This is a genomic window from Plebeiibacterium sediminum, from assembly GCF_026013605.1.
GTDB lineage: Bacteria > Bacteroidota > Bacteroidia > Bacteroidales > Marinilabiliaceae > Saccharicrinis > Saccharicrinis sediminus.
In genome coordinates this window covers 1-19,851 of the sequence record NZ_JAPDPJ010000047.1, presented here as the reverse complement: position 1 = coordinate 19,851, position 19,851 = coordinate 1, and the positions used below count along the sequence as shown (strand labels likewise).

At 35.4% G+C, this 19,851-nt stretch carries 11 protein-coding genes; 9 read left to right on the top strand and 2 right to left on the bottom strand.

The window, feature by feature from the left end; all coding sequences use genetic code 11:
- Nucleotides 1–60: 60 nt before the first annotated feature.
- Complete coding sequence (locus OM075_RS17285) at nucleotides 61–2,232, bottom strand: glycoside hydrolase family 3 N-terminal domain-containing protein (protein WP_301191788.1); 2,172 nt, start codon at nucleotides 2,230–2,232, stop codon at nucleotides 61–63.
- A gap of 40 nt (nucleotides 2,233–2,272) precedes the next feature.
- Nucleotides 2,273–3,010: a copper homeostasis protein CutC gene (locus tag OM075_RS17280; protein ID WP_301191787.1), complete on the bottom strand. Its 738-nt coding sequence runs from the start codon at nucleotides 3,008–3,010 to the stop codon at nucleotides 2,273–2,275.
- 188 nt (nucleotides 3,011–3,198) lie between these two features.
- On the opposite strand from OM075_RS17280, the gene OM075_RS17275 reads away from it, so the two are divergent.
- From OM075_RS17275 to OM075_RS17235, 9 genes are all read left to right on the top strand, one after another.
- Complete coding sequence (locus tag OM075_RS17275; RefSeq protein ID WP_301191786.1) at nucleotides 3,199–4,446, top strand: ROK family transcriptional regulator; 1,248 nt, start codon at nucleotides 3,199–3,201, stop codon at nucleotides 4,444–4,446.
- A 37-nt stretch (nucleotides 4,447–4,483) separates the two neighbouring features.
- The gene (locus OM075_RS17270) at nucleotides 4,484–6,823 is read left to right on the top strand and encodes a 6-phosphogluconolactonase (protein ID WP_301191785.1); all 2,340 of its coding nucleotides are present in this window, start codon (nucleotides 4,484–4,486) and stop codon (nucleotides 6,821–6,823) included.
- A 90-nt stretch (nucleotides 6,824–6,913) separates the two neighbouring features.
- Nucleotides 6,914–7,768 (top strand): ROK family protein, encoded by an 855-nt coding sequence (locus OM075_RS17265; RefSeq protein ID WP_301191784.1) that lies wholly within the window; start codon nucleotides 6,914–6,916, stop codon nucleotides 7,766–7,768.
- A gap of 21 nt (nucleotides 7,769–7,789) precedes the next feature.
- Entirely contained in the window at nucleotides 7,790–9,400 is a 1,611-nt protein-coding gene (locus OM075_RS17260; protein WP_301191783.1) for a beta-N-acetylhexosaminidase, read from the top strand.
- 137 nt (nucleotides 9,401–9,537) lie between these two features.
- The gene (locus tag OM075_RS17255) at nucleotides 9,538–10,968 is read left to right on the top strand and encodes an alpha-L-fucosidase (protein WP_301191782.1); all 1,431 of its coding nucleotides are present in this window, start codon (nucleotides 9,538–9,540) and stop codon (nucleotides 10,966–10,968) included.
- A 6-nt stretch (nucleotides 10,969–10,974) separates the two neighbouring features.
- Nucleotides 10,975–12,411: an alpha-L-fucosidase gene (locus OM075_RS17250; RefSeq protein WP_301191781.1), complete on the top strand. Its 1,437-nt coding sequence runs from the start codon at nucleotides 10,975–10,977 to the stop codon at nucleotides 12,409–12,411.
- Nucleotides 12,412–12,421: 10 nt separating this feature from the next.
- On the top strand, nucleotides 12,422–14,272 hold the full coding sequence (locus OM075_RS17245; protein ID WP_301191780.1) for a beta-galactosidase: 1,851 nt from the start codon (nucleotides 12,422–12,424) through the stop codon (nucleotides 14,270–14,272).
- Nucleotides 14,273–14,908: 636 nt separating this feature from the next.
- A complete protein-coding gene (locus tag OM075_RS17240) occupies nucleotides 14,909–17,980 on the top strand; it encodes a SusC/RagA family TonB-linked outer membrane protein (protein ID WP_301191779.1) in 3,072 nt (1,023 codons plus the stop codon).
- A 13-nt stretch (nucleotides 17,981–17,993) separates the two neighbouring features.
- Nucleotides 17,994–19,580: a SusD/RagB family nutrient-binding outer membrane lipoprotein gene (locus tag OM075_RS17235; protein WP_301191778.1), complete on the top strand. Its 1,587-nt coding sequence runs from the start codon at nucleotides 17,994–17,996 to the stop codon at nucleotides 19,578–19,580.
- The last annotated feature ends 271 nt before the right edge of the window (nucleotides 19,581–19,851 follow it).

Sequence of the window (19,851 nt, the reverse complement as noted above, 5' to 3'; positions counted from 1 at the left end):
TAAAATTTAAGATATCCCTGAACCTTCTATTACCAAATCTAACCTATGAACTTTGAAAAATTATTTTATAACGAAATTGTGTACAAGAACAGGTTCGTTCGCATTTTTAGAAACCATGATTTTATAATTTCCTTTATATAGTTTCCATTTGCTTTTGTTCAAATCCCATTTTTGTAAATCATCTGTATCAATAGAAAACTCTATATTGTTTGAAGTATGCGCCTTTAATGAGGTACGTTTAAATGCCTTTAGTTCTTTAACAGGCATTCTTTCCATATCAGGATATTGTACATATACCTGAACCACATCATCCGAGTCATATTCTCCTGTGTTTTCTACTGTAACATTGAATGTAATATCTTCTCCAGCTTTAACTCTTTCAGCTGGTTTTTGTTTCCATGTATAATTAAAATCAGTATAACTTAATCCAAAACCAAAAGGATATGCCACTTCATCAGTAAAATATCTATAGGTTCTGTTGCTCATGTTATAATCTTCGTAAGCAGGTAAGTCCTCAATAGTATTGTAAAAAGTTAATGGGAGTCTTCCTGAAGGAGAAACATCTCCGTATAGGATATTTGCTAATGCATTACCGCCTTGTTCACCTGAGTACCAGGCTAAAATAACTGCGTCAGCATAAGGTTCAACAGCTTTAACATCAATGGCACTACCGCTGGTTAAAACCACAATAATTGGTTTGTCGTGATAAGCTCTCATAGCTTTAAGGTAAGCTAAATGAGCTTTTGGAATGCTAAGATCAGCTTTGTCGCCACCATGTTCCGATAAAAAGGCGTCGCCATCTTCTCCTTCGAATAATGGAGTTAAACCAAGTACCAGGATAGTCGCATCTGTAAAACTTGCTGCCCATGTACCACCAAAGTGAGCTGTATCTGCATAACTACAACCTAAATCGTATTGAACTGCAGTTGATGGACCTGATTTATTGACTAAACCTTCGATGTAGGTTACCATATTTCCAGAAACTCCGTGGTAGTTTGCTGCCAACGTACTAAAGTTAGCGGCATTTTCTCCGGCTACCATAAGCGATCCTATTTCTTCTCTTTTTAATGGAAGTATGCCGTTGTTTTTTAATAATACCATACTTTTTTCTGCAGCCTTTAATGCAAGGTCAACATGGTATTGGTTATTGATACTATCGGCACCAAAAGTAGCATATGGTGATTCTTCGGGTTTATCATACATACCCAATTTTAGTTGGGTAATAATGTTTTTATAAATTGATTTATTAATATCATCTTCTGTAATAAGTCCTTTATTGATGGCTTCCATGGCATCTTTCTGAATTAATTCAGAACAATCCATGTTAATGCCGGCTTTAATAGCTTCTGCTGCTACTTCAACACTTGTAGGTGTACTTTTATGACGTAAGTATATATCCTCTAATGCACCACAGTCTGTTGTAAGTTGTCCATCAAAACCCCATTCTTTACCTAAGATTTCATCCAATAGTGTAGGACTTGTACAGCAAGGCTCTCCATTTACTCTGTTATATGCACACATAATAGCTGATACGCCATTGTCAACTAAAGTTTTAAAAGCAGGTAAATAGGTTTCTCTTAAATCTTTTTCGTCAACAATTGCATCAAATCTGTGTCTTAATGCTTCAGGGCCACTATGAACAGCAAAGTGTTTGGCACAGGCTGCAATTTTATAACGATCTTCATCAGTTCCCTGAAGTCCTTTTACAAAAGCAGTTCCCATTTTTCCTGTTAAAAATGGATCTTCACCATAAGTCTCTTGTCCGCGTCCCCATCTTGGATCTCTGAAAATATTAATATTGGGAGTCCAGTAATTAATTCCCATATATTGTATATGTCTTCCTTGTGCAATGGCTAAGTTGTGTTTAGCACGTCCTTCTGTAGAAATAGCATCAGCTACAGATTGTGCCATATCCGGATCAAAAGTAGAAGCTAAAGCAATAGCCTGAGGAAAAACAGTTGCTAGTCCGGCTCTTGCTACACCGTGTAATCCTTCATTCCACCAATTATAAGCAGGAATCTGTAAGCGATCCACAGCAGGTGAATTGAATCCTATAAGAGATATTTTTTCTTCTAAAGTTAATTTGCTCAATAAATCTTGCGCTCTTTCTTCTATTGAAAGGCTGCAGTCTCTGAATTTTTCTACTTGAGCTTTTAGGTTGGTAGATAAAACCATGATACCTGCAATAAACAGGGCGGTTTTTAACTTCGGGACTCTTAATTTAATCTTCATTGTGCTTATATGTTACTGTTTCAATTGGAATTAGTATATATTAAAATGCCAGATTTTCTCTTTTGTGATTGTTAAGGATCGATTTCATATTTTTAATCGAAGCCTGATCATAACAAACACTTACTCCAAAACCTAAGATGCTTAGCTGGTCTTCTGTAAAAGCAATTTTTGCAGAAGCATGAAATTCATTGGTGTTTAAATGTTCTACCAAAAGCTGTAAATTATGGTCGTCAGTGTTAAAACCAGGCATCACTGTTATTTTGTTTTCTGCAATCTTGATTAAGTTGTTTATTAAAGGTATGCTATTTTCTACATTAATTCTACCCCCGCTGGTAAGTACTCTGGAGCAACCCGTTTCAATAATATCTGTGATAGCCTGTGTAAGATCGGGACTAAGGTCCATTGCTCTTCCAAAAGTCACTGTCATGGGTTGTGCTAATTCTACTAATTGTGCGGTACGCTCAATATCAATGGTATTGTCTTTATTTAAAATACCAAGGGTAACTCCAGAGCAACCTGCTTTCTTAGCCATCTTAATATCCTCCTTCATAATATTGAATTCCTTTTTGGAATAATAAAAATCACCCCCTCTGGGCCTTATAAATGCAACTACCGGAATCGAAACGTTTTTGCATACTTTCTTCATTAACCCGAATGATGGCGTTGTTCCACCTTCACCTGGAGCTGCACAAAGTGCTATTCTGTTTGCGCCGGCTTTTTCTGCTTTGATAGATGCTTCTAGCGAAAAAGCACAAATTTCTAAGATCTTGGAATTCATAATATACACTGGATTACCCTTGTTTATAAATATTAGAAATTGTTTTTCGGGATTTTAAGATTGTACAAATATATAAAAATATTAAAATTACGATACTACTTTACTAAAAAAATTACAAAAGTCTTGGATGATAAATAAAAAAGTAGTTCTTTTACATTGTCAAAATAAAAAACATTTATAAAACTCCCATGAATAACTTTCATTTTGAAACGGAATTGGTGAACCAGTTAGCTGGGGTTGAGAAAAAGAGATATGTACAGCAAGTTAGAATTGCTAAAGTATTATATATAGAAGGACCACAAACTACCTCCCAACTATGCAAACGCCTAAAGATTAGTGCGCCTAATATGATGACCATTTTAAGTGAAATGGTAGATAAAAATATTGTAGAGAAGAAAGGACAGGGCGAATCGATAGGAGGGAGGAAACCCGACTTGTATGGAGTAACATCAAATAGCTTTTATGTGATGGCAGTTGAAATGGGTATCTATAAAACCCAGATTGCTATATATGATGCAAACAACCAGCAGATAACTGAGGTAGAAGAGTATTCTATTGAGCTTAATAATGCTGAAGATACTTTAGAGCATATTGTTGAAGCCATTAATTCAGTAATTGATAAGTCAGGTTTAAATAGAAAAAAACTGCTGGGAATAGGAGTGAGTATGCCTGGTTTAATTGATTCTGTAAACGGAATTAATCATACTTATTTAAATTATGGAGAAGCTGCGGTTGCTGATTTATTAGAAGAAAAGATTGGCAGACCTGTTTTCATAGAAAATGATGCTAATGCAATGGCATTGGCTGAATACAGACTAGGATGTGCTAAAGACAAAAAGAATGTTTTAGTCATGTATTTAGATTGGGGTATTGGTTTGGGAATGGTGCTCGATGGTAAACTTTATCATGGTGCATCAGGTTTTGCAGGTGAGTTTTCTCATATCCCGATGGTAGAGAATGGACATCTTTGTCGCTGTGGAAAATTAGGTTGTATGGAGACAGTGTCATCAGGTACAACTATTCTGGAGATGGCAAAAAAAGGTGTGGCAGATGGAAAAACATCTATTCTGCTGGAAAATAATGGTTCTAGTACAAATTTTAAGGTACTTAAGAATGTTATCAAAGCTGCTTTAGCAGGCGATCAGTACGCCATTAATATATTGGATGAAACCGGAAAAAATCTGGGAAAAGGAATCTCTATTTTGATCCAGCTTTTAAATCCTGAGTTGATTGTATTGTGTGGAAAACTTGCTGATTCAGGTGAGTTAATTACCACACCAATTCAACAGGGAATTAATACACATGCCATGAAGCAGATCCGAGAAAGAACAAATATTGTTGTTTCAAACTTTGGATCAGAAATAGGTATGTATGGCGCCCTTGCGGTTGTAATGGAAAATATCTTTGATAAATACATTGCAAGTTATGGTAAGTGATCTTTAAAAAACGAATGTGTTAATTAATTGTTATAAGATGAAGAACGATATATCAAAATTATCAGAGGTTGAGAAGGCTTTTGTTGCCCAATCAATGCTTAAAGAGAGTAGTACAAAAATTCCTTATGTTGTTGTTGACAATTTCCCAAAATTAGGATTGTTTACAGCATTAAGATTTTTAGAATGGGTTGCTCAAAACCCGGAGGGAGTAATTAGTTTACCTACAGGTAAAACTCCTGAGTTTTTTATTAAATGGACAAAGTATTTATTAAAAAACTGGAACGAGAAAGACGTTGTAGCAATTAGAGAGAAATCAGGATTAAAGGGTGTTAAGAAACCAGAATTAAGTGGATTACACTTTGTTCAAATCGATGAATTCTATCCAATTGGATCTCATCAGCACAACAGTTTTTATAACTATGTGGTTAATTTCTATATCGAAAACTTTGGTTTAGACAGAGAAAAAGCATTGTTAATTAATTGTGATGAAATTCCATTGGCTCAAGGAATGACTTTCAATGAAGTTTTCCCTGATGGAAAAGTTGATCTTTCATTACGATACAGAGAAGCTGCAACTCCAACAGAAAAAATCCAACAGGAATCTGTGTTCTTGATCGACCAATGGTGTAGTGATTATGAGCAAAAAATCAGAGAAAAAGGTGGTATAGGATTTTTCTTAGGAGGTATTGGTCCTGACGGGCACATTGCCTTCAACGTTAGAGGATCTGATTTATTCTCTGTAACTCGTTTAACAGAAACAAACTTCGAAACACAAGCCGTAGCAGCTGGTGACCTTGGAGGTATTGAAATTTCTGCAAACAGATTGGTTATTACTATTGGTTTAGAAACCATTACATATAATAAAGAAGTAACAGCTATTATTATTGCTGCAGGTGAAGCAAAAGCTGAGGTTGTAAAACAATCGTTAGAGCAACCAATGTCAAATATTTACCCTGCAAGTGTTTTAGCAAAATCACCAAACAGCCGTTTTTACTTAACTGAAGGTGCAGCTACAAAATTGAACGATTATGTAGATTACAACTATAAAAATGGTGAGTGGACACATGCTAAATCAGAGAAGGCCGTAATTAACTTGTGTAAAAACATCAATAAATATGGTCATCGTCTTTTATTAGAAGATTTAAAAGAGGATAAATACACTAGTATGATTCCTGGGGTTTCTGAAAAAACTCCTGAAACAGTTGTGTCTTCTATCAAAGAGAAGATCAGTAATGGATTAAGAGTTGAGAAAAACCAAAGATTCTTATTTACAGGTCCTCACCATGATGATATTTTATTAGGTGTTTTACCTTTCATTAGTCAGCACATTCAGGAAGAAAGCAATAAATTCAACTTTGCTGTTTTAACTTCAGGATTTAATGCGGTAACAAACACTTTTGTTATTCAGTGTTTAAAAGACACTAAAGTTCTTTTAGACAAAGAAGATATTCAAATGGTAAAATATGCTGATTTCTTCGAGTCTGGATATAAGTTCAAGTGGGATAAAGATGTTTACCACTACGTAACAAGTTTAGCTGGAAACGACAAATACCAGATGAACAGAGGTCTTTGTCACCGTGTGGTAAGAGCTTTAGTTGAAACTTACGCTGTTAAAGACGAAAGTGATTTAAGAGATAAAATTAATGAGGTATTAACTATTCTTAAAAATAGCTACGACGGAGAGAAGAATCCACCTGCAGTTCAAAAAATTAAGGGGATGATTCGTGAGTTTGAAGAAGAATTAGTTTGGGCTCATTTTGGTGTACCTGTAAAAGATATTACTCACAACCGTTTAGGTTTTTACAAAGGAGATATTTTTACAGAACAACCAGAGAAAAACAGAGATGTTGCACCTCTTTTAGAAATGATTAAAAAGGTTGATCCTACAGTAATCAGTTTAGCATTTGACCCTGAAGGTTCAGGTCCTGATACGCACTACAAAGTATTACAGGCAACAGCTGAAGCTTTAAGAGAGTTGAAAAAAGAGAAAGATATTTCTGAAATGAGAGTTTGGGGTTACCGTAACGTTTGGTTTAAGTTTACTCCTGATGAAGCTAATGTGATTGTTCCAGTTTCTTTAGGTGAGATGGCTTCAATGGACAGAATTTTCGAAAACTGTTACTTAAGTCAGGTTGATGCTTCATTCCCAAGTTTTGAATTAAATGGTAAGTTTAGTACACTATCTCAAAAAATCTGGGTTAACCAGCTTCAAAATGTACAATTACTATTAGGTAAAGATTATTTCTATCAAAATAAAAATCCAAAGCTTAGATCCGCTCACGGATTAATCTTTGTAAAAGAAATGTCTGTTGACGAATTCTTAGGTCACGCTCGTGAACTTGAAAAATCAGCAGAAGGAGATATCAATCTGGATTAGGGGTTAGTTTAAAGGTTGACTTATAGTAGGCGTTAACATATTAACGCCTACTTACTAAACCGGTTTTATAAAAGGAATAAATTAAAGGGTATGGCAAGTAAGAACTACATAGGTGTTGATGTTGGCGGAACAAAAATGCATTTTGCCTATGTTGAGGATAGTAAAGTAGTTAAGGAATTTAAGTCTTCAACTGACGCATTCAGATCTCAGGATGAAATTATCGATGATTTAAAAAAGGGAATCGCTGAGTTATTGGATGACAAAGTGGCTGGTATAGGTCTTGGAGTTCCCGGACTTATTGATGTTGAAGAAGGAATCGTATATAATGTAGCAAACATTCCAGCATGGAAAAATGTTCCTTTAAAAGCTACTTTATCAGCTCATTTTAATCTTCCGGTATTTATTGGCAATGATGCCAATTGTTTTGCATTGGGAGAAAAATATTTTGGTAAAGGACAACAATATAAAGACCTGGTTGCTGTAGCAATGGGTACAGGTACCGGAGCAGGAGTTTTGGTAAATAACACCCTTCATGTTGGTAATTTATCAATGGCTGGTGAGTTTGGAGGAATCTATTATAAAGATTCAAATTACGAAGACTATTGCAGCGGTAAATTTTTTAAACGAACTTATAATACCGAAGGAAAAGATTTAGCAGAAAGAGCTGCTAACGGAGATGCTGAAGCACAAAAAGCCTTTGATAGTCTTGGAGAACATGTGGCACATTTAATAGAAACAATTATTTATGCTTATGGGCCTCAAGCTATTATTATTGGAGGTTCTTTATCAAATTCTTTCTCGCTTTTTGAGGCAAATATGAAAGAAGTATTAAAGAAATTTCCTCACCAAAATGCTTTACAAACAACAGCTATCATTCCTTCAAATAATAGTGATATTCCTGTATTGGGAGCTGCAGCGTTAGTCCCGTATAATTTGGAAGCATAACGATTTAAAGATAAGTGTATCATGAAGGTATTCAATCTCTTTTCAAAACTATTCTTACTTCTTGGTATGATAGCAATAACAAATCAAAATGTTCAGGCACAGGTAAGTATTGTACCTGCGCCAAATCATTTAAAGTTGGGTAATGGATTTTACAACTTAGATGTAACCGACGTTATTGAATTTACAGATGATCAGGTTAAAACTTTAGCTGATTACTTAAGAGAACAGGTTTTTGCATTAACAGATGTAAATGTAAAAATCGCTCAACGTAAATCGCAAGGTAAAGGTATCAACCTGTTAATTGATGCATCAATCAGTGATAATAAGGAAGCTTATACTTTAGATATTACCGAAGACAACATAAAAGTTGTGGGTGCTTCAAAGCAAGGTTTGATGTTTGGTATTCAGAGTTTGTTACAGGTTATTTATCCAAATCAAAAGAATGGTGAGATTGTTGAGATTCCTGTGTTAACAGTTAAAGATCAACCATCTTTTAAATGGAGAGGGATGCACCTTGATGTATGCCGTCATTTTTATTCTGTAGAGTTTGTTAAGCATATGCTTGACATGATGGCAATGCATAAATTAAATACTTTCCATTGGCACTTAACAGATGATCAGGGATGGAGAATTGAGATTAAAAAATATCCTAAATTAACAGAGATTAGTTCTGTTAGACCAGAAACCATGGTGGGCCATTATGTTGAGGAGAATCAAATATTTGATGGTACACCTTATGGTGGATTTTATACTCAGGAGCAAATTAAAGAAGTGGTTGATTATGCAACAAAGCTTTGTATTACCGTAGTTCCTGAAATTGAAATGCCCGGGCACGCAGTTGCTGCACTGGCTGCATATCCTGAATTATCTTGTACAGGAGGTCCGTTTGAAGTATATACCAAATGGGGCGTAAGCGATGATGTTTACTGTGCCGGTAAAGAAGAAACATTCGAGTTTTTGCAAAATATTTTAAGTGAGGTTGTTGAACTTTTTCCAGGAGAATATCTTCATGTAGGTGGAGATGAGTGCCCGAAAAAACGCTGGGAAAATTGCCCGCTTTGTCAGAAGCGTATGAAAGAAAATAATTTGAAGGACGAAATGGAACTTCAAAGTTATTTTATTAAACGAATGGAAACATTCGTTGCATCCAAAGGAAAGAAGTTGATTGGTTGGGATGAAATTTTAGAAGGTGGTTTGCCGGAAAGAGCTACAGTTATGTCCTGGAGGGGCTACGAAGGTGGTATAGAAGCAGCCCATACAGGGCATGATGTAGTGATGACTCCTGGTGAATTTTGTTATTTCGATCATCTGCAAGGTGATCAGGAATATGAACCACTATCCATAGGAGGATTTACTTCTCTTAATAAAGTTTATCAATTTAAACCTGTTCCACCTGAGCTTGACAAAAAAAGCAGAAAGCATATTTTAGGTGGTCAGGCTAATGTTTGGACAGAATATATTACATCTGAAGATAAAGTTGAATATATGGTATTTCCTCGTTTGTGCGCTATGTCTGAGGTTCTTTGGACAAATGAGTCGCAACAGAATTATGAGGACTTTGTAAAAAGATTAAAAGTACATCTAAAGAGGTTCGATAGTTTAGGGGTGAATTATCGACCGTTAGATGAATAATAGGTTTCACATAGGTTTATTTAGTTAACAAGAATTTCTTGTTAGGATTATTAATGAGTTGATTTAGCCTTTTCTCTGTTTCTTGTAAACAGAGAAAAGGCTACAATTCACAATTTGGAATTTCAGTTTTAAGAATTATGAAGCGATTAGTAGTTATATTTTTAGTATTGTTTGCAATAGGAGCGAAGTATTCAGTAGCCCAGCACACACATCCTCAAACGGCGCACTACCAGGCTCCTCAGGATCAAAAAGTAATTGAAAAGCTTGAACAATGGAAGGATCTAAAATTTGGTATTATTATCCACTGGGGATTATACGCAGTTCCTGGTATTATTGAATCGTGGTCTGTGTGTTCAGAAGACTGGATTGAAAGAGACAGTACAATATCTTATAACGACTATAAAAAATGGTATTTCGGATTAAAAGATGAATTTAATCCAGTAAAATTTAACCCGGAACAATGGGCAGAAGCGTCTAAAAAAGCTGGAATGAAATATTTGGTATTTACGACAAAACACCATGACGGATTTTGTTTATGGGATACAAAACAAACAGATTATAGTATCGCTCACTCTAAATTTGCCGGAAACCCAAAGCAAGATGCCCTTAAATATGTATTAGAGGCTTATCGTAATCAAGGGTTTATGGTGGGAACTTATTTCTCAAAACCAGACTGGCATAGTGATTACTACTGGTGGAAAAAGTATGCTACACCAGACAGAAACAATAACTACGACGCAAACAGATATCCATGGAGATGGAATCAATTTAAAAAATATACATTTAACCAGATTCAGGAGTTAATGACCAATTACGGAGACGTTGACTTATTATGGTTAGATGGAGGTTGGGTTCGTCCTTTAGAGACAGTAACTGACGAAGTAAGAGCCTGGGGAGCTCCAATTCCATCATGGAGTCAGGATATTGATATGCCTAATATCGCTAAAATGGCTCGTGAAAATCAACCGGGACTATTAATTGTAGACCGTACAGTTGGTGGACAATTTGAAAATTATCAGACACCTGAGCAACATATTCCTGATACAGCATTGGATCATCCATGGGAAAGCTGTATTACACTTGGAGGAGCATGGGGATATATGCCGGGAGATAAATATAAACCTACATCGCAGGTTATTAAAACATTGGTTGAAGTAGTTGCAAAAGGAGGTTCTTTATTGTTAGGTGTTGGACCAACTCCGGAAGGTGAGTTTACTCCGGGACAAGTTGAAAGTCTTGAAAAAATCGGAGCATGGATGAACAAAAATGGTGAAGCAATCTATGCAACACGTACATTACCGGTATTTCAAAGTGAAGATGTGTTTTTTACACAATCAAAAGATTCAAAATACTGTTACGCAATTGCCACTTATGGCGAAGACAAAGCACTAGAGTCAACTGTTAGCTGGAATGGCAATGTTCCTCATAAAGGAGCAAGAATGACTTTAATTTCTACAGGTCAACGTGTAAAATATACAGTTAAAGGTGATCAGGTTATTGTAACATTACCTAAAAACCTTACAAAACTTTCTGAAGGAAAAGCATTAGCTTTTAAATTCAAAAAATAACCGACAATGCATAAGCTTTTAATATTAATTTTTGGGTTAGTAATAGCAAGCTGTTCTCAGGTCACTCCACCTGAGGCATGCTTGCCGTTACCTTCTAAAGAGCAACTGGCATGGCATCAGATGGAAATGAACGCCTTTGTTCATTTTACTACCAATACATTCACAGATAAAGAATGGGGCTATGGTGATGAATCTCCTGCAGTCTTTAATCCAGATACTGTAAATACCGATCAATGGGTTAGTGTTTTAAAGGAAACTGGTTTTAAGGGCGTTATTTTAACATGTAAACACCACGATGGTTTTTGTTTATGGCCTTCAGAATATACAGATCATACTATTGCTAAAAGTCCATACTTAAATGGTAATGGTAATATTGTAAAGCAATTACGTGAATCATGTACTGCTCAGGACATGAAGTTTGGTGTTTACCTGTCGCCTTGGGATAGAAACAGATCAGATTATGGTCAGCCTTCTTATATTGAGTATTACCGAAACCAGTTGAAAGAGCTGTTTAATGCATACGGACCTGTGTTTGAAATGTGGTTTGACGGAGCAAATGGTGGTGATGGATACTATGGCGGTGCTAAAGAGGAGCGAAGAATTGATAAACAAAAATATTATGACTGGCCAACAACTTTGGATTTAGTCAGAGAAATTCAGGATGATGTGATCTTTTTTAGTGATGCTGGTCCTGGAGTAAGATGGTGTGGTAATGAGTCTGGTTTTGTAAATGAAACATGCTGGTCAACTATTACACCTGATACGTTGTATGCCGGAAAAGGTGGTATAGAGCATTTATTATCCACCGGTTCCGAAGATGGAACAGCATGGTTACCTGCTGAGGTTGATGTTTCAATTCGTCCGGGTTGGTTTTATCACGCTAGTGAGGATTCATTGGTTAAAACAGCAGATGAGCTGTTTGATATCTATCTTACTTCAGTTGGTAGAGGTGCATTGTTGTTGTTAAATATTCCTCCGGACAGAAGAGGTGTTTTTCATGAGAATGATGTGGCATCTTTAAAAGCTTTTAAAGCAAAATTAGATGAAACATTCTCTAATAATTATGCTAAAGATGCTACCATACTGGCTTCTAACGTAAGAGGCGGAAGTTCAGATTATTGCGCAACAAATTTGATTGATTCAAACAGGGATACTTATTGGTGTACTGATGATAATGTAATTGGCTCAACTATCGAGGTGGCTTTAAAACATGAAACTCAGTTAAACTATTTGGTATTACAAGAATATATTGAGTTAGGACAAAGAATTAAAAAGTTTTCTGTTGAAGTGTATCAGAATGGAAACTGGAAGTCAATAGCGAATGCAACTACTGTTGGTTACAAACGAATACTTCCTTTAAACGGAGTTAAAGCCGATAAATTAAGAGTTGTAATTGAAGATGCAAAAGCTTGTCCGGTTATTTCAACATTAGGCATTTATTAAATCAAAGTATATGAAGGGAATATTAGTAATACTAAGTTTTTTGCTTTGCGGTTTATTTGTAAATGCACAGAGTAAAGAAACTTTTGAAATAAAGAACGGAGATTTTGTACTGAATGGGCAGCCATATCATGTTTACTCCGGAGAAATGCACTATGCCCGTATTCCAAAAGCATATTGGAGTCATCGTTTACAAATGATGAAAGCGATGGGTTTAAACACAGTGGCTACTTATGTATTCTGGAATTATCATGAAACGGCTCCTGGCCAATGGGATTTTACTTCAGACAGAAAGAACTTAAGAGAGTTTATTAAAGCTGCAGATAAGGAGGGCATGAAAGTGATTCTACGTCCAGGTCCTTATGCCTGTGCAGAGTGGGAGTTCGGTGGATTTCCATGGCGTTTATTAAACGATGAAGATTTGGAGATTCGTTCAGGAGATAAATTTGTACAGGAGTGTACAACTTATATCAACAGACTTGCTGAAGAAGTAAAGGATTTACAAATTACTCATGGAGGACCAATCATTATGGTTCAGGTCGAAAATGAGTTTGGTTCTTATATGTCGCAACAAAAAGAAGTTACAGAAGAACAACACAGAGCTTATTATCACAAGATATATGATGCATTGAAAAATGCAGGTTTTGATGTTCCTTTCTTTACTTCTGATGGTTCGTGGTTGTTTCAGTATGGGGCTATTGATGGAGTTTTACCTACCGCAAATGGAGAAGGTAATGTTGAGCAGTTAAAAAAGCTGGTTAATAAATATCATAACGGAGAAGGTCCGTATATGGTAGCTGAATTTTATCCTGGATGGCTTGATCACTGGAGAGAACCATTTATTAAAATCAGTGCTGAGGATATTGCAGCACAAACAGAAGAGTACCTGAAAAATGGTGTAAGCTTCAACTTTTATATGGTACATGGCGGAACCAACTTTGGTTTTTCTTCAGGTGCTAACTTTACTGATGAAGTACCTATTCAGCCACAACTTACCAGTTACGATTACGATGCTCCTATTGCAGAAAATGGTGCAGCTACTGAAAAGTATATGGCTATTCGTAATTTAATGCAGAAATATCAGAAAGTAAGTCTGCCTGAAATACCGGAAGCGATTCCTGTTGTTAGTTTAGGTAAAATAAAACTTACTCAATCACAAAGTTTATTTGATTGGGTTAAAAATATTGAACCAGTAAAATCAAATTCGCCATTAACATTTGAGGAGCTATTACAGGGTAGCGGTTATGTGTTATACCGCAAACGATTTACTCAACCTATTAATGGTACACTTAAAGTTCCTGGATTACGTGATTACGCTACTGTTTTTGTAAATGGTAAAAAAGTAGGAACATTAAATCGTATGGATAAAAACTTTGAGTTGGATGTAAAAATTCCGTTCAATGGTTCTTTGGATATATTGGTTGAAAACATGGGTAGAATCAACTACGGAAGTGAATTGCCTCATAATAAGAAAGGTATTATAGAACCTGTATTTATCAATGATTATGAGATAACCGGAAATTGGCAAATGTATAAACTACCAATGGACAAGCAACCTGCGCTGGATAAAGATGCACAAGCTTCATCTGCTGATTTACCAACATTATATAAAGGTTCGTTTAAGGTTAAGAAATCGGGTGATACCTATTTAGATATGACGGAGTGGGGTAAAGGAATTGTTTTTGTCAACGGACATAACCTGGGTCGTTACTGGAGTGTAGGTCCACAGCAAACACTTTACTTACCGGGCTGTTGGTTGAAAAAAGGTGTTAATGATATTGTTGTATTTGATCAGGAAAATCCAGAACTAAGAAATTATGTAGAATCTTCTGAAAAACCAATTTTAGAAGATTTAAAGGAATAGAGGATCATTTATATAGATCCGGATACAATCTTTTTCATTGTAACAGGGGTGTTGCAATATTTATTTAGGTTTCCTACTCGCTGTTATTTAGGCGGGTAGGATTTTTTTTGTATTGGTTGATATGTTTGTTTTTATGGTAAAACCATATTTACTTTTTACTGTTATAGATTGTAAGTAACTATGTATTTAAGATATTTTTACGTTGTCCATCCGGTAAATATTGTTTAACAATTGATAAAAATGTTTTAAAATTAAAAGGATATTTGCGATAAATGCCGCTATAGAGTAATAAATCCATGTTTCAAAGTTAAAAACTGTAAGTAAGATTCTATTTTTCTGTACATCAGTAATTTATTAAGTTTTAATATTTTTTTAATAGTTTTTAAAGTTATCGTTTTAGGGTAATAAAAAGCCGCTTTAGCGTAATCAATTAATTTGCTCGCATTGTGGTAGCTGTTTAAATTTGTAAAGAAATAATCAAGAGAATATTATTAATAGTTAAATAAGGAGGATGGGTCAAAATTATTATTATTCTGATGGCTATCAAAGACCATCTGAAGGGGGGGCACCTTCATGTGAGTATGTATTTAAAGATGATGTAGTAAACATGAAAACAATCTAAAACAAATGAGGATCATGATTAAAAATTTAATTGGACTTTTTTTACTTGTATTCCTTGCATCAGCAACATTAGTTGCTCAGCATACTGTTACAGGTAAAGTTATTGACAGTGCAGGATTACCGATTCCTGGTGTTAATGTTTTTGAGAAAGAAAATATGTCTAATGGTACCATTACAAACTTTGATGGTGATTATACATTAGAGGTGGCTAATGCAGAAGGTACTTTGTCGTTCTCGTTTATAGGGTTTCAGGGACTTGATGAAGTTATTGCTGGTAGATCTGAAGTTAATGTTACATTAACAGAAGAAGTAACAGGGCTTGATGAAGTTGTTGTAACAGCATTAGGTATTAAGCGTGAAAAGAAAACTCTTACTTATTCTTCTCAAGAAGTAAGTGGAGAAGAAATGATGAAGTCGAAGGATGTTAACTTCATGAGTAGTTTAAGTGGTAAAACTGCAGGTTTAGAGATCAAAAAGAGTACATCTGGAGCTGGTGGTTCTACAAGAACAGTATTACGTGGTAGTAAATCTGTTGGTCAGTTATCTGAACCACTTTATGTAATTGATGGGGTACCAATGGTTAACAGAAAAACAAGCCAGGGAGGTATCTGGGGAGGAACTGATGGTGGTGATGGATTATCTCAGATTAACCCTGATGATATTGAAAGCATCAACGTACTAAAAGGTGCAACTGCTTCTATTTTATATGGTAGCCAGGGAGCTAATGGTGTAGTAATTATTACTACAAAGCAAGGTAAAGCTGGTAAAACTTCTGTTTCAGTGAGTTCTAGTACTACTTTCGAAAGTGTAATGGAAACACCAGACTTACAATTTAAGTATGGTGCTAGAGGTAATTCTAACCAAAGCTGGGCTACTACAGCTGGTAATTATGAAGATAATTATGTGGATGATTTCTTCAGAACAGGTTATAATACGATTAATAATATTTCTGTTAGTAGTGGTACAGATAAATTAACTACTTACTTCTCATACGGAAATACAAGTGCAGGTGGTATTATTCCTAATAACCACTACAACAAGCATAACTTCTCTTTTAAACAAGTTGCAAAAATATTTGATGATAAAGTAACATTAACATCAAATATAATGTTAACAAACGAAAAAACTAAAAACAGAAGTACTGCAGGTTATTACTACAATCCATTAACAGGGTTGTATATGTTCCCAAGAGATGGAGCTGCACCTTCTAGAGATGTTTCTTTGGGTAAACAACCATTCTCTTATTACAAAAACAACTATTCGTATTTTGATGAAGAGAGAGCAATGATCTTACAGGAATGGCATGATTACGATAGTGGTTTCCAATCTAACCCATACTGGTTATTGAAAAAACAACCAAGGGAAGACGTAACAAATCGTGTTATTGCAAGTTTAAGTGCTGATTATAAAATTACAGACAAGTTAAGCTTTAAAGTTAGAGGTAACTATGACTATGCTGTAAAAACTTACGATCAAAGATATTATGCAGGTGGTAACCCGGTTAACATTTCAAGAACTGGTAAGTGGGATTATCAACACTTTACTGACAGACAAGCTTATACTGATGGTATTTTTACATACCAAAATGATTTTGGAAATGTTAGCTTAGGCGTTATTGCAGGTGCAAGTTATCAAGTATCTATTCTTCAGGATGGTATAATTGCAATAAATCCTGATGCAGCTGGTATGGATTTAATAAAGCCAAATATTTTTGCGCTTTATAATATGGCGCCTACATCTATCATCAAGAATTCATATGGTGGTAAAATTATTAAAGAAGGTGCTTTTGCTAACGTACAATTAGGTTATAAAGATATGTTATTCTTAGACCTTTCAGGACGTAATGACTGGTCTTCAACTCTAGCAACTACAGGAAACGAATCTTATTTCTATCCAGCAGTAGGTGTTACTGGTATCCTTTCTCAAATGGTAGATTTACCTGATTGGGTTACTTTTGCTAAAGTTAGAGGTTCAGGTTCTCAGGTTAACAATGATGTACCATTTGGTCAAATGGTACAAAACAGTGAAAATGATGGTACTGGTCTGCTTGTAAAAAATACCAGAAAACCTTGGAAAAAAGGTAAACCAGAACAGTTAGTTACTTATGAAGTGGGTACAAGTTGGCGCTTTTTAGAAAGTCGTTTAGGTATTGATTTTACTTACTATGATATTACAAGTACAAGGCAAGCATTAGAGCGTACTCTTCCTACAGATGAGCAAGTTGGTGGCTTTACATCAGAATACTTTAATGCAGGTAAAATTACAAATAAAGGGATTGAGGTTATATTAGATGCAACTCCAGTTAAAACAGGTGCATTAACTTGGAAAACTGCATTTAACTTTGCCTTAAATAGAAATAAAGTTGTTGAGTTTTATCCTGGAGACCCAGATCGTTTTAAGAATATTGGGTCAGCGGATGGTTATGTCTCAAGAATTACTACAGGTGGATCAATTGGAGACCTTTATGTTTATAAGCACATTAAAAATGAGCAAGGACAACTTTTACTTAATGATGATGGTACTTTCAGAAAAACAAGAGATCCAGAATTGGGAGGTAGTATAAACCCTGATTTTACTTTAGGATGGAACAACTCTATCGATTATAAAAACTGGTCATTTAACTTCCTGGTTAACTCAGCATTTGGTGGTAATGCATTCAGTCAAACAGAATCAATGTTAGATGGTTACGGAGTAAGTCAAAGATCTGCTGACGCAAGAGATCGTGGTTATGTTGCTGTAAATGCAGTAATGCCTGATGGAACAGCAGTAACACAAATGAATCCTGAAACATACTATAAGAGTATTGGTGGTAGAGAAGGTGTAAGTGAACACTATCTTTACGACAGAACTAACATCCGTTTAGCTCAGCTTGCATTGAGTTATAAATTCGATACACAAAAATTAGGTTTACCATTTGTACAATCAGCTTCATTATCAGTAGTAGGAAACAATCTGTTCTTTATTTATAAAGACGCTCCTTTTGACCCTGAAATGAGTATGAGTACTGGTTTAGGTTCACAATCTGTGGATAACTTTAACTTACCATCTACAAGAACTTATGGTTTTAACCTTAAATTGACATTCTAAAAATTATTGATTTATGAAAAAGTTATTATTTATATTAATAGCAGGGGTGATTGTATTAAACTCTTGTACCGATGATTTTGAGGATGCGAACATTAATCCGTATCAGATTTCCCAAGAATCTTTGAGGCAAGATCATAATGATATTGGTTCGTTCTATCCTAAAATGCTTGCTAATATATTTGGTCATCAAATTGAAGAAAACTTAATTGCTGAATCTTTTTGTAATTATATGGCAACACCTACGCCATTTGTGAGTGGTGTAAACAATACGACTTATTCTATTACTTGGAATACTTATTGGGAACGTATTTATAATAGTTTAATGGCTCCTGCTCAGCAAGCTATGAATACTGCTCAGGAACAAGGTGAACAAGTTTTTAATGAATGGGCAAAATTAATCCGTATTTTAGGTATTTCTCGTTTAACAACATATCATGGCCCTCTAATTTATTCTACATACGGTGAGGCTGAGAGTAGATATGATAGTGAAGAGCAGTTATATACTGCTTTATTTGCAGATTTAGATGATATTCAGGAAGTTTTTGCTGCGAATTTAGAATATGAAGGAATTAAAAATTTTGATGACGTTTATGAAGGAAAAATTGCTAAATGGGCTAAAATAGTGAACTCAATGCGTTTACGCTTAGCGATCCGTATTTCAAAAGTAGCTCCTGCTTTAGCTAAAGCTCAAGGTGAAAAAGCTATTGCAGATGCTGCAGGATTAATTACATCTAGCGGTGATGATTTCTATATTCCTTTATATGGTTCTCAAATTTACTTAGCTGTTATTACAGGATGGGATGATACTCGTATGTCTGCTGCTATGGAGTCTATTTTGGTTGGATTAAAAGATGCACGTATCGCTCAGTTTTTCGAGGCTGTTTCTGATGAGTCATTAGTTGCTGATCACCCTGAATTCCCTTATAAAGGAGTACGTGCAGGTGGAAGAATGGAAGCTAAGAGTGATCACTTACCTTATTCTAAAATGAATCCGGCAATTGCAGGATGGGAAGAAAGACCATATTTAACATCATCAGAAGTTTATTTTGATTTAGCTGAAGCTGCTTTACGTGGTTGGGAAGGTGCCGGAGATGCACAAGCTAACTATGAAGCAGGTGTTAGAGCTTCATTTGCTCAATGGGGAGCTAGTGGTGTAGATGCTTATTTAGCAGATGCTACAAGCACACCTATCAATTACAACGATGTTGTTTATGATGCATTAGATGATGGTACTGTTAATGATTTTGTAACTCGTTCTACTGTTACTGTAGCTTGGAATGAAGCTGCTTCTAACGAAGAAAAATTAGAGAAAATTATTACTCAAAAATGGATTGCTGCATTTACAAATCCAAATGAGCCTTGGGCTGATTTCCGTAGAACAGGATATCCTAAATTACCTCATGTGTATAACAACTTAAGTAATGCAGACTGGGGTATTATTCCTGCTGACGAATGGATTAAGCGTATGCCTTTTGTTCAGGATCAAAGAATTACTAATGCTGCAGCTATTGAAACAGTTGAACAAACAATGAATGGTACTGATTTAATCAGCACTCGTTTATGGTGGGATACTGAAGCTAAAGATGAAGTTAACTTCTAATTAAAGATTTTGCTTTAAGTTTAAGTTTTGTAAATAGTAAGGGTCGGCTGATACGTTCAGTCGGCCCTTTTACATTTTCAGCCTTAAACTGATTCAAGATTGCATCCGGTACTTTAGCTGGTTCAAGATTGCATCTTGGACCGTATTTCAATATACATTCTTTAATTTCTTTTCCATTACCCTTCAATCATATTACCTTTTTCTCAATGTTTATTCACCACCAAGACACCAAGTCTCAAAGAACCCAATTAATACAATATAAATCCTCTTC